The 19,330-nt window shown below is 73.1% G+C and carries 22 protein-coding genes; 9 read left to right on the forward strand and 13 right to left on the reverse strand.

Annotated elements, in window-relative coordinates; all coding sequences use genetic code 11:
* The 4 genes from MY526_RS13790 to MY526_RS13805 form a co-directional block, all read right to left on the reverse strand.
* On the reverse strand, positions 1-776 hold a 776-nt coding region (locus MY526_RS13790), incomplete at its 3' end, for an aldehyde dehydrogenase family protein (protein ID WP_436704098.1).
* Positions 773-1,120, reverse strand: coding sequence for a hypothetical protein (locus MY526_RS13795; RefSeq protein ID WP_436704099.1), 348 nt, complete (start codon positions 1,118-1,120; stop codon positions 773-775). The genes MY526_RS13790 and MY526_RS13795, both read right to left, overlap by 4 nt.
* Positions 1,107-2,675, reverse strand: a complete 1,569-nt coding sequence (locus tag MY526_RS13800; protein WP_436704100.1) for an FAD-binding oxidoreductase — start codon at positions 2,673-2,675, stop codon at positions 1,107-1,109. The genes MY526_RS13795 and MY526_RS13800 overlap by 14 nt, the downstream gene beginning before the upstream one ends.
* Positions 2,676-2,677: 2 nt before the next feature.
* Positions 2,678-4,153, reverse strand: a complete 1,476-nt coding sequence (locus MY526_RS13805) for a (Fe-S)-binding protein (RefSeq protein WP_436704101.1) — start codon at positions 4,151-4,153, stop codon at positions 2,678-2,680.
* A 130-nt stretch (positions 4,154-4,283) separates the two neighbouring features.
* Here MY526_RS13805 and MY526_RS13810 point away from each other — a divergent pair, with 130 nt between their 5' ends.
* From MY526_RS13810 to gabT, 5 genes are all read left to right on the forward strand, one after another.
* Entirely contained in the window at positions 4,284-5,072 is a 789-nt protein-coding gene (locus tag MY526_RS13810; protein WP_436704102.1) for a FadR/GntR family transcriptional regulator, read from the forward strand.
* Entirely contained in the window at positions 5,069-5,779 is a 711-nt protein-coding gene (locus MY526_RS13815) for a cache domain-containing protein (RefSeq protein WP_436692851.1), read from the forward strand. Before MY526_RS13810 ends, MY526_RS13815 begins: the two co-directional genes overlap by 4 nt.
* Positions 5,780-5,920: 141 nt before the next feature.
* The gene (locus MY526_RS13820; protein ID WP_436704103.1) at positions 5,921-7,471 is read left to right on the forward strand and encodes an APC family permease; all 1,551 of its coding nucleotides are present in this window, start codon (positions 5,921-5,923) and stop codon (positions 7,469-7,471) included.
* Positions 7,468-8,511 carry an LLM class flavin-dependent oxidoreductase gene (locus tag MY526_RS13825; RefSeq protein ID WP_436692855.1) on the forward strand — a complete coding sequence of 348 codons (1,044 nt, stop codon included), beginning with the start codon at positions 7,468-7,470 and terminating at the stop codon, positions 8,509-8,511. The genes MY526_RS13820 and MY526_RS13825 overlap by 4 nt, the downstream gene beginning before the upstream one ends.
* A gap of 91 nt (positions 8,512-8,602) precedes the next feature.
* On the forward strand, positions 8,603-9,952 hold the full coding sequence (gene gabT, locus MY526_RS13830) for a 4-aminobutyrate--2-oxoglutarate transaminase (protein ID WP_436692857.1): 1,350 nt from the start codon (positions 8,603-8,605) through the stop codon (positions 9,950-9,952).
* A gap of 26 nt (positions 9,953-9,978) precedes the next feature.
* Here the strand turns inward: gabT and MY526_RS13835 are convergent, their stop codons facing one another.
* From MY526_RS13835 to MY526_RS13845, 3 genes are all read right to left on the reverse strand, one after another.
* Complete coding sequence (locus tag MY526_RS13835) at positions 9,979-10,176, reverse strand: DUF6186 family protein (protein ID WP_436692858.1); 198 nt, start codon at positions 10,174-10,176, stop codon at positions 9,979-9,981.
* Entirely contained in the window at positions 10,173-10,559 is a 387-nt protein-coding gene (locus tag MY526_RS13840; RefSeq protein WP_436704104.1) for a hypothetical protein, read from the reverse strand. Before MY526_RS13840 ends, MY526_RS13835 begins: the two co-directional genes overlap by 4 nt.
* Before the next feature lie 195 nt (positions 10,560-10,754).
* On the reverse strand, positions 10,755-11,963 hold the full coding sequence (locus MY526_RS13845) for a saccharopine dehydrogenase family protein (RefSeq protein WP_436692861.1): 1,209 nt from the start codon (positions 11,961-11,963) through the stop codon (positions 10,755-10,757).
* Between the two features lie 109 nt (positions 11,964-12,072).
* Here MY526_RS13845 and MY526_RS13850 point away from each other — a divergent pair, with 109 nt between their 5' ends.
* The 3 genes from MY526_RS13850 to MY526_RS13860 all read left to right on the forward strand — a co-directional run bounded on the left by MY526_RS13850 (position 12,073) and on the right by MY526_RS13860 (position 14,350).
* Positions 12,073-13,581, forward strand: coding sequence for an APC family permease (locus tag MY526_RS13850; RefSeq protein ID WP_436692863.1), 1,509 nt, complete (start codon positions 12,073-12,075; stop codon positions 13,579-13,581).
* The gene (locus tag MY526_RS13855; protein ID WP_436692865.1) at positions 13,578-14,003 is read left to right on the forward strand and encodes a universal stress protein; all 426 of its coding nucleotides are present in this window, start codon (positions 13,578-13,580) and stop codon (positions 14,001-14,003) included. The genes MY526_RS13850 and MY526_RS13855 overlap by 4 nt, the downstream gene beginning before the upstream one ends.
* 107 nt (positions 14,004-14,110) lie before the next feature.
* Positions 14,111-14,350 (forward strand): hypothetical protein, encoded by a 240-nt coding sequence (locus MY526_RS13860; RefSeq protein ID WP_436692867.1) that lies wholly within the window; start codon positions 14,111-14,113, stop codon positions 14,348-14,350.
* Positions 14,351-14,381: 31 nt separating this feature from the next.
* On the opposite strand, the gene MY526_RS13865 is transcribed toward MY526_RS13860, so the two are convergent.
* From MY526_RS13865 to MY526_RS13880, 4 genes are all read right to left on the reverse strand, one after another.
* The gene (locus MY526_RS13865; protein ID WP_436704105.1) at positions 14,382-14,903 is read right to left on the reverse strand and encodes a pyridoxamine 5'-phosphate oxidase family protein; all 522 of its coding nucleotides are present in this window, start codon (positions 14,901-14,903) and stop codon (positions 14,382-14,384) included.
* 62 nt (positions 14,904-14,965) lie between these two features.
* Positions 14,966-15,244: a hypothetical protein gene (locus MY526_RS13870; RefSeq protein WP_436692870.1), complete on the reverse strand. Its 279-nt coding sequence runs from the start codon at positions 15,242-15,244 to the stop codon at positions 14,966-14,968.
* A 135-nt stretch (positions 15,245-15,379) separates the two neighbouring features.
* Positions 15,380-15,796, reverse strand: a complete 417-nt coding sequence (locus tag MY526_RS13875; protein WP_436692871.1) for an ester cyclase — start codon at positions 15,794-15,796, stop codon at positions 15,380-15,382.
* Positions 15,797-16,033: 237 nt separating this feature from the next.
* The gene (locus MY526_RS13880; protein WP_436692873.1) at positions 16,034-17,425 is read right to left on the reverse strand and encodes an aspartate aminotransferase family protein; all 1,392 of its coding nucleotides are present in this window, start codon (positions 17,423-17,425) and stop codon (positions 16,034-16,036) included.
* Between the two features lie 105 nt (positions 17,426-17,530).
* Here MY526_RS13880 and MY526_RS13885 point away from each other — a divergent pair, with 105 nt between their 5' ends.
* Positions 17,531-18,025: an Lrp/AsnC family transcriptional regulator gene (locus MY526_RS13885; protein WP_436704106.1), complete on the forward strand. Its 495-nt coding sequence runs from the start codon at positions 17,531-17,533 to the stop codon at positions 18,023-18,025.
* 62 nt (positions 18,026-18,087) lie between these two features.
* On the opposite strand, the gene MY526_RS13890 is transcribed toward MY526_RS13885, so the two are convergent.
* Both MY526_RS13890 and MY526_RS13895 read right to left on the reverse strand, forming a co-directional pair.
* Positions 18,088-18,417 (reverse strand): YbjQ family protein, encoded by a 330-nt coding sequence (locus MY526_RS13890; protein ID WP_436692877.1) that lies wholly within the window; start codon positions 18,415-18,417, stop codon positions 18,088-18,090.
* Between the two features lie 26 nt (positions 18,418-18,443).
* Positions 18,444-19,265, reverse strand: a complete 822-nt coding sequence (locus MY526_RS13895; RefSeq protein ID WP_436704107.1) for a CPBP family intramembrane glutamic endopeptidase — start codon at positions 19,263-19,265, stop codon at positions 18,444-18,446.
* Positions 19,266-19,330 lie beyond the last annotated feature (65 nt).

The raw sequence follows: 19,330 nt of genomic DNA on the forward strand, positions 1-19,330 counted from the left end.
ACCACGACCGGGGCCTTGCCGCCGAGCTCGAGGTGCACCCGCTTGACGTCGTGCGCGGCCGCCTCCGCGACCTGCATGCCGGCCCGTACCGAGCCGGTGATCGACACCATCTGCGGCGTGCGGTGCTCCACCAGCGCCCGCCCGGTGTCCCGGTCCCCGCAGACCACGTTGAGCACGCCGGCCGGGAGGAACTCGGCGGCCAGCTCGGCCATCCGCAGGGTGGTGGCCGGGGTGGTGTCCGACGGCTTGAGGACGACGGTGTTCCCGGCCGCGACCGCGGGCGCGAACTTCCAGACGGCCATCATCATCGGGTAGTTCCACGGCGTCACCTGGCCGATCACCCCGACCGGCTCGCGGCGGATCCACGACGTGTGGCCGGCCATGTACTCCGCGGCCGCCCGGCCCTCGAGGTTGCGGGCCGCGCCGGCGAAGAACCGGATCTGGTCGACCATCGGCGGGATCTCCTCGGTCGCCGTCAGGCCGAGCGGCTTGCCGGTGTTCCGGCTCTCCAGCTCCACCAGCTCGTCGGCGTGCGCCTCGATCGCGTCGGCGAGCCGGAACAGCGCCAGCGAGCGCTCCGACGGCGTCGCGTCGCGCCAGCCGTCGAAGGCGCCGGCCGCGGCGGCGTAGGCGCGGTCGACGTCCTCGGCGCCGGACACCGGCGCGGTGGCGAACACCTCCCCGGTGGCCGGGTCGACCAGGTCCATCCGGCGGCCGTCGGTGGCGTCGACGTGCTGCCCGCCGACGAAGTTGCGCAGCTCCAGCTTCTCGCTCATGCGGATCCCTCTCCGGAGGACGCGGTCTCGGCCTCCACCTCGGCCAGCAGTTCCGACCCGGTGACCACCCCGGACGCGAAGTGCTGGTGCATCCAGTGCAGGTGGTCGTGCCGGCTGCGCATGATCCGCAGCGTGTCCCAGTTGGGGAAGACCTGCTGCAGCACGTGCCGCTCCATGAGCCGCGGGTCCACCTCGTAGACGTGCTCGAACGTGGTCTGCGCGACCTCGCTCACCCGCACCGGCGACGGCGGGGTGTGCTGCTCGGCGAAGCGGTACGGCGCCGCGGCCGGCGGGCCGGCCGGCGCGCCGTCGGCGGTCACGGGCGGGGCGTCATCGGTGGGCATCGGTGCTCCGGTCGTAGGCCCGGTCCAGCAGGTACTTGCCCGGGTTCATGATGTTGTTCGGGTCCAGGACCCGCTTGACGTCGAGCATCACGTCGAACCCCCGGCCCAGCTCCTGGGGCAGCAGGTCCACCTCGCCCTCGCGGCAGGAGCCGTGACAGGCGCTCATCGAGCCGCCGGAGGCGATGGCCACCTGGGCGATGGCCCGCTTGGCCTCCACCCACGCCGCCCAGGCCGCCTCGTCGAGCCGCTGCTCCCAGATGCCGACGTCGATCTCGGTGAGGTAGTCCACGCCGGTGGAGGTGTTCGTGTAGGCGAACATGCCCCAGTCGTCGAAGACGTCGGTCCGACGGCGCAGGTCGGCGAGGATCTCGTGCCACGCCCGGGAGACCGCCGGCAGGTTGGCGAAGGTGATCGAGGCGTCCTCGCAGTGCCAGGACATCGGGATCACCTGGCCGTCCTTGGTGCGCCCGTGCAGCGGGGTGGCGTACCGGTCGTGCCGGGCGGCCCAGTCGCCCTCGGAGATCTCGTCGCCGAGGTACCGGGCGCCGTGCTCCTTGGCGATCCGGAACAACCGCCTGCCGCCGGCCCGCACCTCGTCCTCGTAGCCGTACATGACCGCGCAGACCAGGGCGCGGACGTCGGCCGGCTGGGGGATGTAGGCCTCGTCGTCCCGCCGCAGGTAGGCGACCTTGTGCTCGTCGAAGAGCACCGCCCCGGCGAACGTGGCCACCCCGGCCCGGGCCAGCGCCCCGGTGCAGGCGTGCGCGTCGTCGTAGTTGTCGAAGGCCCAGAACGGGGAGAGCTCGGCCTCCGGCTTCGGGAACAGCTTGAGCGTCGCCCGCGTCGCGATGCCCAGGGTGCCCTGGTGGCCCATGAACAGGTGCTTGAGCTGGTAGCCGCTCGAGCTCTTGCTGATCTGCTGCCCGATGCCGTCGCCGACGTGCAGCACGTCGCCGGTGGGCAGCACGTGGTCGAAGCTGAGCACCAGGTCCCGGGTGTGCCCGTAGCGGGAGCCGATCAGCGACCAGCCGCTGGTGCCGATCCGCCCGCCGACCAGCGAGCACGGGTAGGACGCGGGGTCGTCGGGGTAGAACAGCCCGTGCGGAGCCAGCCGCTCGTTGAGCTTGAGCATGTTGATGCCGGTGCCCACGGTGACCGTGCGGTGGACCAGGTCCAGCTCGTGGATCTGGTCCATCTTCTTGACGTCGACGACGATGCCGCGGTGCATCGGCACGGCGCCGTCGGTGAGCCCGGTGCCGCCGTCGCGCGGGACGACCGGCACCTTGAGGTCGTTGGCGATCCGCACCACCTGGGCCACCTGCTCGGTGGACCTGGGCATCACCACGACGTCGGGAACGCGGTCGGACCAGCGGTGCACGGGGAACGGCGCCGGGACCCGCGCCCGGTTGTAGCGGTCGGTCTTCGCGAGCAGGACCTGGTCGTCGGCGAGGACCCCGCGCAGTGCGGTGACCAGGGTGGCCAGGCGCTCGTCGCTCAGCGGCGGCGTGGTGAACGGCTCGTTGGTGAACGGCGTGGCGCCGAAGGTGGTGGTCATGGTCAGTGCCCGCCGCATCCGCAGCCGCCGGCCCCGTTGCCGCAGCCGCCACCGCACCCGCCGCCGGTGCCGCGGGTCCGCCGGGCCCGGCCGGGGACGCCGGTGCGCTCCTGGGCCAGCCGGCGGTCGCCGACGTCGCCGCGGGAGCCGCCGACGTCGATGCCGAGGGACTGGGCGAACAGCTCGTGCAGGTCGACGACGTCGATGTCCTGCGCGTCGCCGGCGTCCGAGAGCGGCCGCTCCGACCAGGGACAGGCACTGACCAGGGTGTCGACGTCCAGCTCGGCCGCGCGCTCCAGGCGGGCCGCGCTGATCCGGGCGGTCAGCTCGGGCTTCTCGATCGGGAGCCCCCCGCCGCCGCCGGAGCAGTAGGACCATTGCGTCACCCGGTCGACGTCCTCGAACCGCAGTCCGGGGATGGCCCGCAGCAGCTCGCGCGGCTCCTGCCAGATCCCCTTGCGCTTGTTGAGCCGGCAGGGGTCGTGGTACGTGATCGCCCGGTCCACCGGCACCGAGGGCGTGAGCCGGCCCTCGCGCAGCAGCTGGGCCAGCACGTCGAGCACCAGCACGACCTCGATGTCGTCGAACTCCTCGCCGAAGTACCTCGGGTAGTCCTCGGTGAAGCTGATGTAGTCGTGCGGGTCGAGCACCAGCACCCGCCGGGTCCCGGTGGCGCGCCAGTCGTCCAGGTTGTGACGGGCGAAGCGCTGGGCCTGCTCGGCGTAGCCCATCTCCGCTGCGGGGCCGCCGCAGCACCACTGCTCGCGCATGAGGCCGAACTCGTACCCGGCGAGCTGGAGCACCTGGGCGACCGCGCGCGGCACCGACGTCCGGTAGAACGCGGCCTCGCAGTCGACGAACAGCACCGTCTCCCCGCCGATCGGGAGATCGAGCCCCTCGGCCCAGCTGCGCACCGTCTCCTGGCCGACCGGCGTCTCGCCCAGCACCGGCTCGTGGGTGCGCAGGTCGGTGCGCTCGTTCCAGCTCTGCCAGTTCGGCTGGTGCACCCCGCTCTCCACCGCCAGGGACCGGACCGCCTTGACCACGTCCACCGTGCGGGTGCGGAACCGGTAGAAGTCGCCGGTGAACAGCGTGTTCGGGCAGCGCAGCTCGCAGGCGCCGCACTGCGTGCAGTTGACGTAGTCGGCGGCGATGTCGGCGATGTCCAGCTCGCCGCGCTCCATCGCCACGACGTTGGCGTGGAAGGCCGTGGGCGTCCACGACTCGTTGCGCTCGACCTGGGTGACCGGGCAGACCTCGCGGCAGAACTTGTGCCCCGAGGAGAAGCAGTTGTACGAGGTGTTGCGCCACTGCTCGACGAACGCCGCCGTCTTCGGGTCGGTGCGGGGCGGCGGTACGGGTCCGGCCAGCGTCTCCGGGTAGCTCGTCAGCTCCGGCGGGTTGGACGGGACTCCGGGCGTGAAGGGCACCGACAGCGCATCGGCCTCGGGCACCCGCTCGGGCTGCACCTGTGTCACGGATGTGCTCCTCGTCACTCTCGAGGCAGGGTGCGGCCACGCTAACGGGGCAAACCTATGGGATCAATGGTTAACCGCTCGGGGTATCCGAGGGCAGACTGGGCGGCTCGGACGGCGGGAGGCGGACGCGGTGCAGGTGCTCAGCGGTGACGCCCGCCGGGCGGTGTTCGCACCGCTGCACGACGGCGCCCTGCGCAGCGAGGCCGTCGTCCGCCGGGTGGGCAGCGCGATCGCCCTCGGGCTGCTCGGGGACGGCGAGCAGCTGCCCTCGGAGACCGACCTCGCGACGATGCTCAACGTCTCGACGGTGACCCTGCGCGACGCGTTGGCCGAGCTGCGCGCGCTCGGCCTGGTCGACACCCGGCGGGGGAGGGGCGGTGGCAGCTTCGTCCGCTCCCGCGACGACGCCCTCGCCGAGCTCGCCGACGCCCGGCTGACCGAGCTGGGCACCGCCGACCTGCGCGAGCTCGGCGACGTCCACGCCGCGGTCGCCTCCGCCGCCGCCCGGCTCGCCGCCTCCCGCGCCTCGGCCTGCGAGATCGCGCGGCTGCGCGAGATCGTCGACCGGCTGGCGCGGGAGGAGACCCCGACCGGGCAGCGCCGGGCCGACGGCCGGTTCTACGTCGAACTGGCCGCCTGTGCCCAGTCGGTCCGGCTGACGATGCAGGAGATGGACCTGCACCTCGAGCTCGGCCAGCTGCCCTGGCCCCCGGCCTCGGACCCGCGGCTGCTCGCGGTGGTGGTCGCCGGCCACCGGGCCGTCGTCGACGCGATCGACGCCCGCGACCCCGCGCGGGCCCGCGAGCTCGCCGCCGAGCACGTGGACACCCGCACGGCCTGGTCGGTGGACCTGTGCCTGCGCCGGCTGCGTGCCGCCGGCGGCCCCGCGGTGGCGTCGGGCGCGGAGGTGGCCGGGTGACCGCGGCGGGGACGGCGCTGCTGGCCGCGGACGTGGCGGCGGTCGTCGAGGAGGTGTTCGCCGAGGTGCACCGGCTGCAGGCGGCCGCGCTGCCGGTACTGCGCGACCCGGCGGGAACGGGCGCGGACCGGCTGGAGGAGGCGGTCCGCGAGCTGCTCGGGACGCCCGGCCAGCTGGCGGTCGGGCTGGGGCTGATCGTCGCCCCGAGGCCGGAGGACGGCGTCGGCCTGCGCCTGCTCTGGTGGCAGGTCGACCCGGCCGGCGGGCGGCTGGGAGCGCTGCACCCCGACCTCCGCCCGTCCAGCCTCGGCTTCTACGACTACACGTCGACCGAGTGGTTCGACGTCCCGCGGCGCACCGGCCGGCGGCACGTCGTCGGCCCCTACGTCGACGTCCACGGCACCGGCCGCTACCTGTTCACGCTGACCGAGCCGGTGCTCGACGGCGGGCGGTTCCTCGGCGTCGTGGGCGCCGACGTCCCCGTGAGCCGGTTCGAGACCCACCTGCTGGGCCTCCTCGGTGCCGACGTGCCCGCGTTCGTGCTCGTCAACGACGAGGGCCGGGTGGTGCTCTCGACGTCGGCCACCCGGCTGGTCGGCGCGCTGCTGCGGCCCGGCGTCGACCTGCCCGGCGACGGGGTGCCGGTGGCCGGGGTGCCCTGGCGGCTGCACGCCGTGGACGGCGACGACGGGCTGCCGACCGGCTGACCGCGAGGCGCGGCGACGAGCCGCTCAGCGGCCCCTTGCCTCCTTGAACTATGGGTCTATAGGTTTCGCCGCGTCATGTGAGCTGGAGCACAGCCTCGGCGCTGAGGGGGACCGGGGCTCCGCCGATCCCAGGAGATGTCGGTGACCACTTCCGCGCACCACCCCCGGGCCTCCTCGGCCGACGAGGAGCAGCTCGCCGCCCTCGGCTACTCGGGGGAGTTCGAGCGCAGCATGGGCCTGTGGGCCAACATGGCCCTCGGCTTCACATACCTGTCCCCGCTGGTCGGCGTCTACTCGCTGTTCGCCTTCAGCCTCTCCATCGGCGGCCCACCCGCCATCTGGTGGATCGTCATCGTGGGCATCGGCCAACTGCTCGTCGCGCTGGTCTTCGGTGAGGTCGTGTCGCAGTACCCGCTGGCCGGTGGCATCTACCCGTGGACCCGGCGGCTGTGGAACCGGCGCTACGCCTGGATCGTCTCCTGGGTCTACATCTGGGCGGTCATCGTCACGATCACCGCGGTCGCCGAGTTCGGTGGCGGCTTCGTCGCGGCGCTGTTCAGCGTCGCCGCCACCCCCGGCGTCGTCCTCCTCACCGCGGTCGGTCTGCTCGTCGTCGCGTTCCTCGCCAACGTCAGCGGCACCCGCACCCTGGCCCGCGTCGCGAAGATCGGTCTGGCCGCCGAGCTGATCGGTGTCGTCGCCCTGGGCCTGTACCTGCTGCTGTTCCGGCGGGAGCAGCCGTTCTCGGTCTTCTTCGACGCGATGGGGGCCGGGGGCGACGAGGCGTACCTGGCCACCTTCCTGGCCGCCTCGCTGTCCGGGCTCTTCCTGTTCTACGGGTTCGAGGCCTGCGGGGACGTGGCCGAGGAGGTCTCCGACCCCACCCGGCGGATCCCGAAGGCCATGATCCTCACGATCGTGGTCGGAGGCGTCTCGGGCCTGCTGTCCTACGCCGGCTACGTGCTCGCCGCCCCCGACCTGCAGGGCATCGTCGACGGCGAGAACGCCGATCCGATCCCGGGCATCCTCGAGAGCTCCCTCGGCACGGTGGGGTCGAAGATCTTCCTCGTCGTCATCGTCACGGCGTTCATCTCCTGCGTGCTGTCCCTCCAGGCGGCCGGCAGCCGGCTGCTCTACTCCTTCGGCCGGGACCGGATGCTGCCGGGCAGCCGCTGGCTGGCGCACCTGCCCGAGCGGAACGCGGTGCCGATCAACGCGTTGATCGTGGTCAGCGTCCTGCCGATGCTGATCTGCCTGTTCGTCTTCTGGCGGCCGGACACCCTCGCCCGCGTCACCGCGTTCGCCGTCTGCGGCATCTACATCTCCTTCCAGGCCGTCGTCCTGGCCGCGCTGCGCCAGCGGCTGCGCGGCTGGCGGCCGGCCGGGCTGTGGAACCTCGGCAGCTGGGGTCTGGTCGTCAACGTCGCCGCGCTCGCCTACGGCCTGTTCGCGATCTACCTGCTTATCCGCCCCGGCGACGCCGACGCCTTCCTCGACCGCTGGATCGTCGCGATCGGCGTGGGGATCGTGCTGGTCGCCGGCCTGCTCTACCTCGCGATCGCCCGGCCCGACCGGCACTCCGACGGCGTCCCGGAGGGCGATGCGATCGAGGTCGCCGCTCACCTCCAGCAGATCCGGCGCGGGGCCGGGAACGCCCCGTCGTCCACCGTCCCGAGTGAGGAGATCCGATGAAGTTCAGCTACGCGATGCTGCCCGACTACCCCCTCGAGGAGTCGCTCCGGGCGATCAAGCTGGCCGACGAGCTCGGCTTCCACGCCGTCTACGCGGCCGACGAGACCTGGCACAAGGACCTCTGGCTGCTCTTCGCCGCGGCCGCGGCGCAGACCTCGCGGATCCGGATGGGGCCGAGCGTGTCCTCGGTGACCCTGCGGGAGCCCACCCTGATCGCACAGGCGGCGGCCACCCTCGACGAGCTGACCGGCGGCCGCGCGGAGGTGGTGCTCTCCAGCGGCAACTTCGGCCTGCTCGCCGAGTACAAGATCGACTGGACGACGACCAAGCCGTTGTCGCGGGTCATCGAGGGCGTGCACGTCATCCGCACGCTGCTCGACGACGGCGCGATCACCTTCGACGGCGAGTTCTTCCGCTACGACGGCCTGTTCACCTTCGCCCGCCCGGTGCAGGAGCGGGTGCCGGTGAAGATGGGCGCGATGCGCGGACCGCGGTCGTTCGAGGCGGCGGCCGAGCACTCCGACGGCTGCCACCACGCGCTGAGCTACACCCGCGCGGCCTACGACTACGCCGCCGAGCACCTGCGGATCGGCGCCGAGAAGGCGGGCAAGGACTGGACGACGCTGGACTTCGGCGCCTGGGTGGTCGTGGCGGTGGGCCGGGACTCCGCGGCCGCGAAGGACGCCGCCCGCAGCATGGTCGGGATCTACGCCTCCTCCATGCCGGCCGAGCAGCTCCAGCGCAACGGCGTGGACCCCGACAGCCTCAAGCCGATCATCGACGCGATCGGCGGCGGGGACCTCGCCAAGGGCATCGAGCTGACGACGCCGGAGCTCGCGGAGAAGCTGTCGTTCGCGGGCACCCCCGAGGAGGTCACCGCGAAGATCAAGGAGATCGAGCCGGCCGGCGTCAACCACCTCATCGCCGCCATCACCGACGTCTCGATGGTGAAGGCCTTCACCGGCCGGGAGATCGCCGGCGTCGCCACCGTCGAGGAGCAGTTGCGGCTGATCCACGACGAGGTCATGCCGGCCTTCTGAGAGGACCACCCTTCCCCCCCACGCCTCGCATGCTCGGCGCGGGACCCTGAGGGGTGGCCGTTCCAGCGCCCCGCCGAGCCGAGGAGATCTCATGACGGATGTGCTGACCGGGTCCGCCCTCGAGCAGGTGCGCCGGCTGGTCACCGATGTGCCGGGCCCGCGCTCGCGCGAGCTCGCCGCCCGGCGGGCGGCCGCGGTGACCTCGGCCGTGGGCAGCGTGCTGCCCGTCTACGTCGATCGGGCCGGCGGCGGCGTGGTGGTCGACGTCGACGGCAACTCGTTCATCGACCTCGGCTCGGGGATCGCGGTCACCACCGTCGGCAACGCCGCCCCCGAGGTGGTCGCGGCGGTGCAGGCGCAGGTGGCCGCGTTCACCCACACCTGCTTCATGGTCGGGCCCTACGAGGGCTACGTCGCCGTCTGCGAGGAACTGGCCCGGCTGACCCCCGGCGACCACGAGAAGCGCTCGGCGCTGTTCAACTCCGGCGCCGAGGCGGTCGAGAACGCGGTCAAGGTGGCCCGGCACGCGACCGGGCGGCAGGCGGTCGTGGTCTTCGACCACGCCTACCACGGCCGGACCAATCTCACGATGGCCCTGACCGCGAAGAACATGCCCTACAAGCACCGCTTCGGGCCGTTCGCCGGCGAGGTATACCGCGTGCCGATGTCCTACCCGTTCCGGGACGAGCCGGGGATGACCGGCGAGCAGGCGGCCGCGCGCGCCCTCTCGCTGGTCGAGACCCAGGTCGGCGCCGGCAACGTGGCCGCGGTGCTCATCGAGCCGATCCAGGGCGAGGGGGGCTTCGTCGTCCCGGCACCGGGCTTCCTGCCCGCCCTGGCCGAGTGGTGCCGCGGCTCGGGCGCGGTCCTCGTCGCCGACGAGATCCAGACCGGCTTCTGCCGCACCGGCAGCTGGTTCGCCAGCGAGCACGAGCAGGTGGTGCCCGACCTGGTGACCACCGCCAAGGGCATCGCCGGCGGCCTGCCGCTGGCCGGGCTCACCGGGCGCGCCGAGCTCCTGGACGCCTGCCACACCGGCGGCCTCGGTGGCACCTACGGCGGCAACCCCGTGGCCTGCGCCGCCGCGCTGGCGACCATCCGCACCATGGCCGAGCAGGACCTCGCCGGGGCCGCCCGCGCGATCGAGGCGACGATGCTGCCGCGGTTGCGGGCGCTGCAGGAGCGCACCGGCGCGATCGGCGACGTGCGCGGCCGCGGGGCCATGCTCGCCGTCGAGCTGGTGCGCCCCGGCACGACCGAACCGGACGCCGAGCTGACCGCGCGCATCTCGCGGGCCTGCCACGCGCAGGGCGTCATCACGCTGACCGCGGGGACGTTCGGCAACGTGCTGCGCTTCCTGCCGCCGCTGGTGATCGGTGCCGACCTGCTGGCCGAGGCGCTCGACGTGCTGGACACGGTCGTCGCCGAGCACGCCGGGTGACAGCAGCGGGAGCATCGCAGCGACTGTCAGCGCGCGAGGAAGTGCACGCCCAGCCACAGCCAGGCCGCCAGGACCGCGAGGCGCCCGGGCAGCGTGCGCATGGCCGCGGCGACCGCCTCGGCGGCCGTGACGTGGCCGGCGGAGCGCCGGCCGGCACCGGCCAGCCAGACGCCGGCGACGGCGAGCAGCGCGAACCCCGCGAGGCTCAGGACCGTGCCGCTCACGGCCGGTCCCGGCCGGAGGGCCGGGCCAGCAGCCACCCGCCGGCCGCGAGCCAGCCGGCCGTCGCCGCGGCGCGCACCAGCGGCTGCGCCAGCACGGGGTCGAGCAGGTCGCTCAGGCTCGGGACGCCGGGCAGCGCCAGGACCGTCACCTCCCACGCGAGGACGAGCGCGATCCACAGCAGCCACGGCCGGCCGGCGCGGCCCACCGGTGGTGCCGTGGCACCCGACCGCGCGGCGAGGGCCACCGCCGCGACCACACCGCCGGCACCGGTCACCGCGAGCAGGGCTGCGGGGGTCAGCTCCCCGCTGACGGTCACGACCACGACGCACGGGACCCCGACCACCACCGGAACGGCCCGCCGCGCGGACCGGGGGAGCCCCACGCGTGCATGATCGTCCGGCCGGGAACCGGCGCGCCCGCCGTCCGCGGCGCCCTGGTGCCGGCCGCCTGCGCGGGGGACGGCGGGGGCCGGGCTGCTGCTGGGAGCGCAGCGGCAGCCTGCTGGCCCCGGCGCTGCTGCACCTGGCGACCAACGCGCTCGGCGCGGTCGCGGCCGCGACCGCCGGGCGGGCAGCGGTCAGCCGCCCTCGCGCAGGTGCCACGGCGAGCCGTACTCGGTGAGCAGGTCGAGGAACGGCACCGCGTCGAAGGCCTCGGGGCCAAGGACGCCGCTGCCGCGCCAGCGGCCGGTGGCCAGCAGCTCGAGGGCGACGACGGGGTTGACGGCGGTCTGCCAGACGACCGCCTGTGCCCCGTACTCCGCCATCGACCAGGCGTTGTCCACCACGTGGTACAGGTAGACCTGCCGCGGTCGGCCGTCGGTGCCGGTGCCGCTCACCCACAGGCCGGCGCAGGTCTTCCCGGACATCAGCTCGCCCAGGCCGGCCGGGTCGGGCAGCGCCGCGGCGACGAGGTCGCGGGGGGACACCTCGACGTCGCCGACCCGCACCGGGGTCGTGGAGTCCAGGCCGGTCTCGTGCAGCACCTTGAGGATCTCGATGAAGTGCGAGCCGAGGCCGTACTTGAAGGTGACCCGTCGGGCGTCGACCCACCGCGGCATGAGGAGCACCTCCTCGTGCTCCACGTTCACGCACTCGACCGGGCCGATGCCGTCAGGGAAGTCGAAGACCTCCGGCTCGCTGAACGGCTCGGTCGTGTACCAGCCGCGGTCGCGCTCCCACACGACCGGCGGGTTGAGGCACTCCTCGATCGTCGTCCAGATGGAGAAGGACGGCGCGAACTCGTGGCCCCGCACGGTGAGGTCGGACCCGTCGCGCACGCCCAGCTCGTCGATCTCGCTGAACAGGTGGTCGGCGGCGTAGCGGGCGAAGACGTCGGCGAGCCCGGGCTCGACGCCGATGCCGACCAGCGCCAGCCGTCCGGCGGCCTCCCATTCGCCGGCCAGCGCGAACTGCTCGTCGCCGAGCTTGACGCCGGTCTCCTCGAACGGCCGCTCCGGGTGCGGGGAGGAGAGCGACATGGCCATGTCGAGGTAGTCGACGCCGGCGGCGAGGGCGGCGCGGAACAGCGGCATGACGAACCGCGGGTCGGTGGCGTTGAGCAGCGCGCCGCAGCGGTGCTCGGCCAGCAGCGCCCGGACGGCGGCCTCGTCGGAGGCGTCCACCCGGGCGGCCACGAACCGCGGGTCACCGGCCACGGCGACGGCCTTCTCGGCGCGGGCCTGGTCGTAGTCGGCCACGACCAGGCGCTCGACGAACTCTCGGCGTGCGGCGATCGTGGTGACGGCGCTGCCGACGCCACCGGCGCCGACCAGCAGGATGCGCATGACCACCTCCGGGGAGTGGCGGCCACCCTAGCCACGAGTTCCGTGGTCGGACCAGGCTCCTGCGCACCAAACCCTTGCCGTGGGGCGCTGTGGCTGCGATAACCGTCGCATGAGCGCCGACCCCGCCGACTCCGTCGCCGACCCGGTCGCCGAGCCGACCCTCCGGCCGGGCGCCATCGGCTTCCTCGACGCCCTGGTGATCGGGCTGGCCTCCACCTCGCCGGCGTACTCGCTCGCCGCGATCATCGGTGCGCTGGTCGCGCTCACCGGGGTGAACACGCCGGGCGTGCTGCTGGCCTCCTTCGTGCCCATGCTGCTGATCGCCTCGGCGTTCGCCGCGCTCAACCGCGTGGACCCCGACTGCGGGACGACGTTCTCCTGGGTCACCCGCGCGATGGGCCCCTGGTTCGGCTGGATCGGCGGCTGGGCCATCACGATGACCGGCGTCCTCATCATCGGGTCGCTGGCCAACGTCGGCGTCGTCTTCACGCTGCGCACGGTGAACCTCGACTCGCTGGCCGAGAACACGCCGGTCGTCCTCGTACTGACCGTGGCGCTGATCCTTCTCATGACGTGGATCTGCGTCCTGGGCACGGAGCTCTCTGCGCACCTGCAGAACGGGCTGATCCTCGCCCAGACCGTCGCCCTGCTGGTGTTCGCCGCGGTGGCCATCGTCCGCGGCGTGACCGGGAACAGCCCGCTGGGCGGGCTCGACCCGGCCTGGAGCTGGCTCAACCCGTTCGGCGCCGGTGGGGCGGCCCTGACCGGTGGCCTGCTGCTCGGCGTCTTCGCCTACTGGGGCTGGGAGTCGGCGGTCAACCTGACCGAGGAGACCCGCGACTCCACCTCGACCCCGGGCCGGGCGGCGATCGTCTCCACCGTCGTCCTGCTGGTCACCTACGTCGGCGTCGCGATCGCCGTCCTCGCCTTCGCCGGCACCGACTACCTCGCGGAGAACGCCGACGAGGAGGAGGCGATCTTCGCGCTGCTGGCCACCGAGGTCATGGGCGGCTGGGACTGGGTGGTGCTGCTCGCGGTGGCGACGGCGGCGATCGCCTCCACCCAGACGACGATCCTCCCGGCCTCGCGCACCGGACTGTCGATGGCCCGCCGGCACGCCTTCCCGCGCCGCTTCGGCCACATCTCGCCGCGGCACCGCACGCCCGACGTCTCCACCTGGTGGGTGGGCGGCATCGCCAGCGTCTGGTTCGTGGCGGTGAGCCTGCTCAGCGAGAACGCGTTGTTCGACTCGATCACCGCGCTGTCGCTGCTGATCGCCTTCTACTACGCGCTGACCGGCATCGCCTGCGCCGTCTACCACCGCCGGCAGCTGACCCGCAGCGTCGCGTCGTTCTTCCTCATCGGGGTCGGCCCGCTGATCGGGTCCGCGCTGCTGATCTGGCTGCTGGTGCTGTCCCTCGGCGACCTCGCCGACCCGGAGAACTCCTACACCGGCCAGGCGTGGCTCAGCGTCGGGCCCCCGCTGGTGATCGGCGTCGCGATCTTCGTCGTCGGCCTGGTCCTCATGTTCGTCTGGCGGGCCCGGGACCGGCGGTTCTGGCAGGAGCGGCCGGGGATCGCCGGCGACCGCATCCACGTCGACGAGGACCTGCGGTGAGCATCGTCCTCGGTTACGACGAGTCGCCCGGCTCCCGCCCGGCGCTGGACATGGCCATCTCGCTGGCCGCCCGCTTCGACGAGCCGCTGGTGCTGGTCTACGGCGTCGAGCCGCCCGGCGGGCTCGGGGAGGAGTTCCAGGCCCACCAGCGGGCAGTGGCGGAGATGGGCCGGACGGCGGTGCAGCACGCGGTCGCGGAGGCGGACAGCGCCGGCGTCCGGACGGTGGTCGAGGTGCTGTCGGAGAAGCCGGCCCAGGCGATCGTCGAGGCCGCCGGCCGGCACGACGCCCGCGTGATCGTCCTCGGCACGCGGGGTGAGAGCCCGCTGCGCGGTGCGTTCCTCGGGTCGGTGTCGCACAAGCTGCTGCACGTGTCCGACCGGCCCGTCCTCTGCGTCCCGGCCAGGGAGCACGGCGCCTGACGCGGGGACGACGTTCCCGGGTGAACGCCGACGGTTCGCTCAGGGACGTCTTCGCCGCGCCGGCGCGTCGTGGGAGGCTCGCGGTCCGGACGGAACTGGAGACGGTCATGCCGTGGACCGCTGCGTGCGTCGGGCTCCGCACCCACCTCGGGCGCGCCCGCAGCAGGCGGATGGCGCACCGGGCGCTGATGCAGGAGCTGGCCGACTACGACACCCTCGCCGACCGCGACGAGCTCGTCGCCCTGATCGCCGGCCGCGGCCACGGCGACTGCGAGGTGGCCCGCATCCTGGCCGGTCAGGCGTACGCGGACCTGTTCCGCGACGGCGGTCCCGCGCTCCGGCACTGAGGGTGTTCCGCCGCCGGGTGCGGGCACCGGCTCAGCGGTCGGCCGACGTGCTCGGGAAGCGGTACCGGGTCTGCGCGAACCGGCCCTTGGCGAAGGCGAGCACCTTCGTCGGAGCCACCTCGAACACGATCGCGGCGCCGCCGTCCTCGTGCCGGAACGTCCCGTCCTCGACGGTGAAGTCCCAGTCGCCCTGGTACTTGCTGCGCCAGAGGTCGGCGAGGGTCCGGAGCGTGGCGTCGTCGGTGACCTGCACGGCGGCGCCCTCGACCACGAGGTCGAGCCCCACCTTCCACCGGTTGCTGCCGGTGGTGAGCGCCACGTGCGGGTTGCGCGCGAGGTTCACCGCCTTCTGTTCTCCGGCGCCGGTGCAGAAGTGGAGCCGGTCCCGGTGCCAGACGGCCGGCAGCGGTGTGACGTGCGGCCGGCCATCGCTGCGGACGGTGGAGATCCAGAAGAGCTCGGCGGTCTCGAGCACCTCGAGCGTCTCGGCCCAGGGCGTCGGAGGCGACTCCGGGTCACCGAAGCGGAGGTCCTGTTCAACTACGGGCTCCATGCCGTTTCTGACGTCCGGCGACGGTGCGATTCATCGGTGCGAGCGGAGCAGCCGGCCGGCGATCACTGGTTCGTGGTCGAGACGCCGTGACGCCGTCGCGCCCAGGCGCGGAAGACCAGCATGACGACGAGGTAGCCCAGCGCGCCCACGAGTCCCCACACCCAGTCCTGCAGCAGGGAGAGGAGCAGGAACAGCCCGAGTGCCCACGGGACCTCGCGGGCGATCGTCCGGCCGATCGGGACGCCGAAGCGGCGTTTCACCCATGCCTCGTTCCCGGCCCGCTCGCGGGCCGTTCCGGCCTCGTACCGCCGTTGCCAGGGACTCTTCTGGTCGCCCACCATGATCGTCACTGTGGGCGATCGCGCGGCGGTACGCCACCGCTGACCTGGGCAGACGTCCCCATGTGGGTCTCGGCCGTCTTCACGGCCGGGTGCCGGTCGACGCGCCCCCTCGCTGCGGTGGTCAGCCCCGCGCTGCTACCCGCCGGTGGAGGTGACCTGGCGCAGGAAACCGAGGTCGTCGCGATTGGCCCAGTGCTCGGCGATCCGGCCGTTCACCAGCCGGAAGCTGTGGTGGTGGGTCCACTCCACCGGCTTGCCGGTGGGCGCCACGCCGTGCAGGAACGGGATCTCCGATCCCAGGTGCGTCCCTCGCGCCGTGAGGCGCGCGACCACCCGGTCGCCCTCGGCGACCAGGTCATCGAGCGTCCACTGCCAGTCCGGCAAGGTGGCGTACAGGAACTGGAACACCTGCCGCCACCACTCCGGGCCGGCGCGCCGCCCGACGTGGTCGACGGTGTCCGGGGTGAACAGCTCGACGAGTGCATCGAGGTCGTGCGCGTTGGTCACCTCGACCCACCGCCGGATGACGGCCTTGTTCTCCTCGACGCCCACCGCCGGAGGCTAGCGCCGACGTGCCGATGCCCAAGGTGGTCCGAGGCATCGGCCTCGGGTGCCCGCGAGGGCTCGCCGGTCAGCAGCACGGCCATCTTGTCCAGGCACTGCTGGAGGCCGGCCCGCGAATCCGGCGGGCCTGCTCGGTGCCAAGGTCGCTCGGCGTAGATGATCATCGTCGGAGGGTCGCCCGACACACCGGCGGGCGTGACCGGCTGGCGATGATCAACGGATCCCTCAGAGCCGGGACCAGGCCTCCGTGAGCACCGAGCGCAGGATCTGCTCCATCTCGTCGAACTCGGTCTGGCCGCAGATGAGCGGCGGGGCGAGCTGCACGACGGGGTCGCCGCGGTCGTCGGCCCGGCAGTAGAGCCCGGCGTCGAACAGCGCGCCGGAGAGGAAGCCGCGCAGCAGCCGCTCCGACTCGGCCGCGTCGAAGGTCTCCTTGGTCGCCTTGTCCTTGACCAGTTCGATCCCGTAGAAGTACCCGTCCCCGCGGACGTCGCCGACGATCGGCAGGTCGAGCAGCCGCTCCAGGGTCGCCCGGAACGCCGCCTCGTTGGCCAGCACGTGCGCGTCGAGGCCCTCTTCCTCGAACAGGTCGAGGTTGGCCAGCGCGACGGCGCAGCTCACCGGGTGCCCGCCGAAGGTGTAGCCGTGCGGGAAGGACGCCGTCCCGCGCAGGAAGGGCTCCATGACCCGGTCGGAGGCGATCATCGCGCCGATGGGGGAGTAGCCCGAGGTCATCCCCTTGGCGCAGGTGATCAGGTCGGGCACGTAGCCGAACTTGTCGCAGGCGAACGTGCTGCCCAGCCGGCCGAACGCGCAGATCACCTCGTCGCTGACCAGCAGGACGTCGTGCCGGTCGCAGATCTCCCGCACCCGCGCGAAGTAGCCCGGCGGCGGGGGGAAGCAGCCGCCGGCGTTCTGCACCGGCTCGAGGAAGACCGCGGCCACGGTGTCCGGGCCCTCGGCGAGGATCCGCTGCTCGATCTGGTCGGCGGCCCACCGGCCGAACGCCTCCGGGTCGTCGCCGTGGACCGGCGCCCGGTAGAGGTTGGTGTTGGCCACGTGGCAGGCGCCGGGCACCAGCGGCTCGAAGACCTCCTTGAGCGCCGGGACGCCGGTGATCGCCAGCGCGCCGTGCGTCGTCCCGTGGTAGGCGACCGCCCGGCTGACCACCTTGGTCTTCTCCGGCTTGCCGGTCAGCTTGAAGTACTGCTTGGCGGCCTTCCACGCGGTCTCCACCGCCTCGCCGCCGCCGGTGGTGAAGAAGACCCGGTTGAGGTCGCCGGGGGCGGCGGCGGCCAGCCGCTGGGAGAGCTCGACCGCCGCCGGGTGGGCGTAGGACCACAGCGGGAAGAAGGCCAGCTGCTCCGCCTGGCGCGCGGCCGCCTCGGCCAGCACCCGTCGCCCGTGCCCGGCCTGGACGACGAACAGCCCGGCCAGCCCGTCGAGGTAGCGCCGGCCGCGGTCGTCGAAGATCTCGGCCCCCTCGCCGCGGACGATCACCGGCGGCGGGGTGTCCCGGTAGGCCCCCATGCGCGAGAAGTGCAGCCACAGGTTCGCGGTGGCCTCCGCGCCGAGGGGCTGGCCCGGGGCGGCGACGTCCTGCTCGGTGGTGGTCATCGCTGCGGATCCCGTCGTGCGGAGGAAGTCGGAGCAAGGGAAGCGTAGCGGCCAGCCACCCGGACGGACGACCCCGTCAGTCCACTGCGTCGATACGATCCGAGGATGACCACCCGGGGGCAGTTCGTGCTGGACGACGTCTCACGCGCCATCATCGAGCAGCTCCAGGAGGACGGCCGCCGTCCCTACGCCCGGATCGCCACCGCCGTGGGCCTCTCCGAGGCCGCCGTCCGGCAGCGGGTGCAGCGGCTGCTGGACGCCGGCGTCATGCAGATCGTGGCGGTGACCGACCCGCTGCAGGTGGGCTTCTCCCGCCAGGCGATGGTCGGGGTCCGCACCAGTGGCGACCCCCGCGCCGTCGCCGATGCCCTCGCCGACCTCGCCGAGGTCGACTACGTGGTCATCGTCGCGGGGTCGGTCGACCTGCTCGTCGAGGTGGTCTGCGAGGACGACGACCAGCTGCTGGAGACGGTGGCCCGCATCCGCGGGATCGACGGCGTCGAGTCCACCGAGACCCACCTCTACCTCGGCCTGCGCAAGCAGACCTACGCCTGGGGCACCCGCCGTCATCCGGTGCACGCGGCGGCGCCGGAGCTCTGAGGACGAGCGCGGCGCCTCGCGGGCCGGGGCGACCATGTCGCCCCGGCCCGCAGCAGTGTCGGCTACAGCCTGGTCAGCCGGCACGCCGTGCCGTACGCGCAGACCTCCGTCCAGGTGCTGCCCATCTCCGTGGTGTCGAAGCGCATGGCCACCACCGCGTCGGCGCCCTTGGCCTCGGCCGCGCCGACGAGTCGTTCCAGGGCCTCCTGCCGGCTCTCCTCGAGGTTCTTGGTCAGCCCGCGGAGTTCCCCGCCGGCGAGGGACTTCATCGCCGCGCCGAGCTGGGACCCGGCGTGCCGGGAGCGGACGGTGAGGCCGAACACCTCGCCGTACACCTCCTCGATCCGGTGGCCCGGCACCTCGTTCGTCGTCGTGATGAGCACGGTGATCACCTTCCTGTCGTTGCCGGTCGGGTACGTCAGCGCCCGGTGCGCGCGAGGGGTTCGTCGGCGGTCGCGATCGCCGTGGGGGGCGCGGTCCGCCACGCCGTGCGGTCCAGGACGAGCGTGGCGGCCACCGCGACCACCAGGACGGCGAAGTAGACGACGGCGGCGCGGTCCTCGTCGGCGGCGTCGAAGCCGAGCATCCCGTAGGTGAACGCCCCCTGGCTGGCGTGGAAGAGCAGCGCCATCAGCAGGCTGCCGCCGGTGCGGTTGAACAGCCAGACGTAGAGGAACGTGATCACCACCGTCGAGGGCAGCCCGACGACGGGCAGGTTGCCGGTCAGCACCAGCGGGAGGTGCCAGCCGGCCGCCAGCACGCCGAGCACCGTGGCCGCCCGGACCGGGGACGCGGCCAGCTGCAGCCGGGGCAGGGCGTAGCCGCGCCAGCCCGGCTCCTCGCCGAGCGCCCCGTCGGTGGGATCGACGAGGCGGACCAGCAGCACGATCGCGACATCGGCCCACACGATCGCCGAGAGGTCGGGGGCGGGGGCGCCCAGCCACGCGACGACCCAGCCGGTGGCCAGCACGAGCAGCACGGGGACGCCGACCGCCACCACGTACCACTGCCAGCCGACCCGCCAGCGGAGCAACCGGGAGAGCAGGTCCCGGTACCCGGTCCGCCCCTCGGCGACCCCGATCACCACGAGCGCGGCGACCAGCGGAGCGCCGGGGAAGAAGAACTGCCCGGGGATCAGCCCGGCCTCGGCGAGCGGCCACGGGACCCACGCCACGACGTAGGCGAGGACGAAGAAGGTGGTCAGGCGGTGCTGCCGGACCCAGGCTCGCGTACTGGACATGACGACCTCCGGAGCTGATGCGACGGGTCCGAGGGTCCGCGCGGCCGACGTCCGGGACCACGGGG

Origin of the sequence: Geodermatophilus sp. CPCC 205761 (assembly GCF_051383655.1) — a bacterium.
GTDB lineage: Bacteria > Actinomycetota > Actinomycetes > Mycobacteriales > Geodermatophilaceae > Geodermatophilus.

Coding starts and splice junctions, on each gene's coding strand:
- MY526_RS13860 (WP_436692867.1), top strand. CDS start 14,111: ATGCCGTGGACCGCTGCGTGCGTCGGGCTCCGCACCCACCTCGGGCGC.
- MY526_RS13800 (WP_436704100.1), bottom strand. CDS start 2,675: ATGACCACCACCTTCGGCGCCACGCCGTTCACCAACGAGCCGTTCACC.
- MY526_RS13880 (WP_436692873.1), bottom strand. CDS start 17,425: ATGACCACCACCGAGCAGGACGTCGCCGCCCCGGGCCAGCCCCTCGGC.
- MY526_RS13850 (WP_436692863.1), top strand. CDS start 12,073: ATGAGCGCCGACCCCGCCGACTCCGTCGCCGACCCGGTCGCCGAGCCG.
- MY526_RS13865 (WP_436704105.1), bottom strand. CDS start 14,903: ATGGAGCCCGTAGTTGAACAGGACCTCCGCTTCGGTGACCCGGAGTCG.
- MY526_RS13870 (WP_436692870.1), bottom strand. CDS start 15,244: ATGGTGGGCGACCAGAAGAGTCCCTGGCAACGGCGGTACGAGGCCGGA.
- MY526_RS13845 (WP_436692861.1), bottom strand. CDS start 11,963: ATGCGCATCCTGCTGGTCGGCGCCGGTGGCGTCGGCAGCGCCGTCACC.
- MY526_RS13895 (WP_436704107.1), bottom strand. CDS start 19,265: ATGTCCAGTACGCGAGCCTGGGTCCGGCAGCACCGCCTGACCACCTTC.
- MY526_RS13885 (WP_436704106.1), top strand. CDS start 17,531: ATGACCACCCGGGGGCAGTTCGTGCTGGACGACGTCTCACGCGCCATC.
- MY526_RS13825 (WP_436692855.1), top strand. CDS start 7,468: ATGAAGTTCAGCTACGCGATGCTGCCCGACTACCCCCTCGAGGAGTCG.
- gabT (WP_436692857.1), top strand. CDS start 8,603: ATGACGGATGTGCTGACCGGGTCCGCCCTCGAGCAGGTGCGCCGGCTG.
- MY526_RS13795 (WP_436704099.1), bottom strand. CDS start 1,120: ATGCCCACCGATGACGCCCCGCCCGTGACCGCCGACGGCGCGCCGGCC.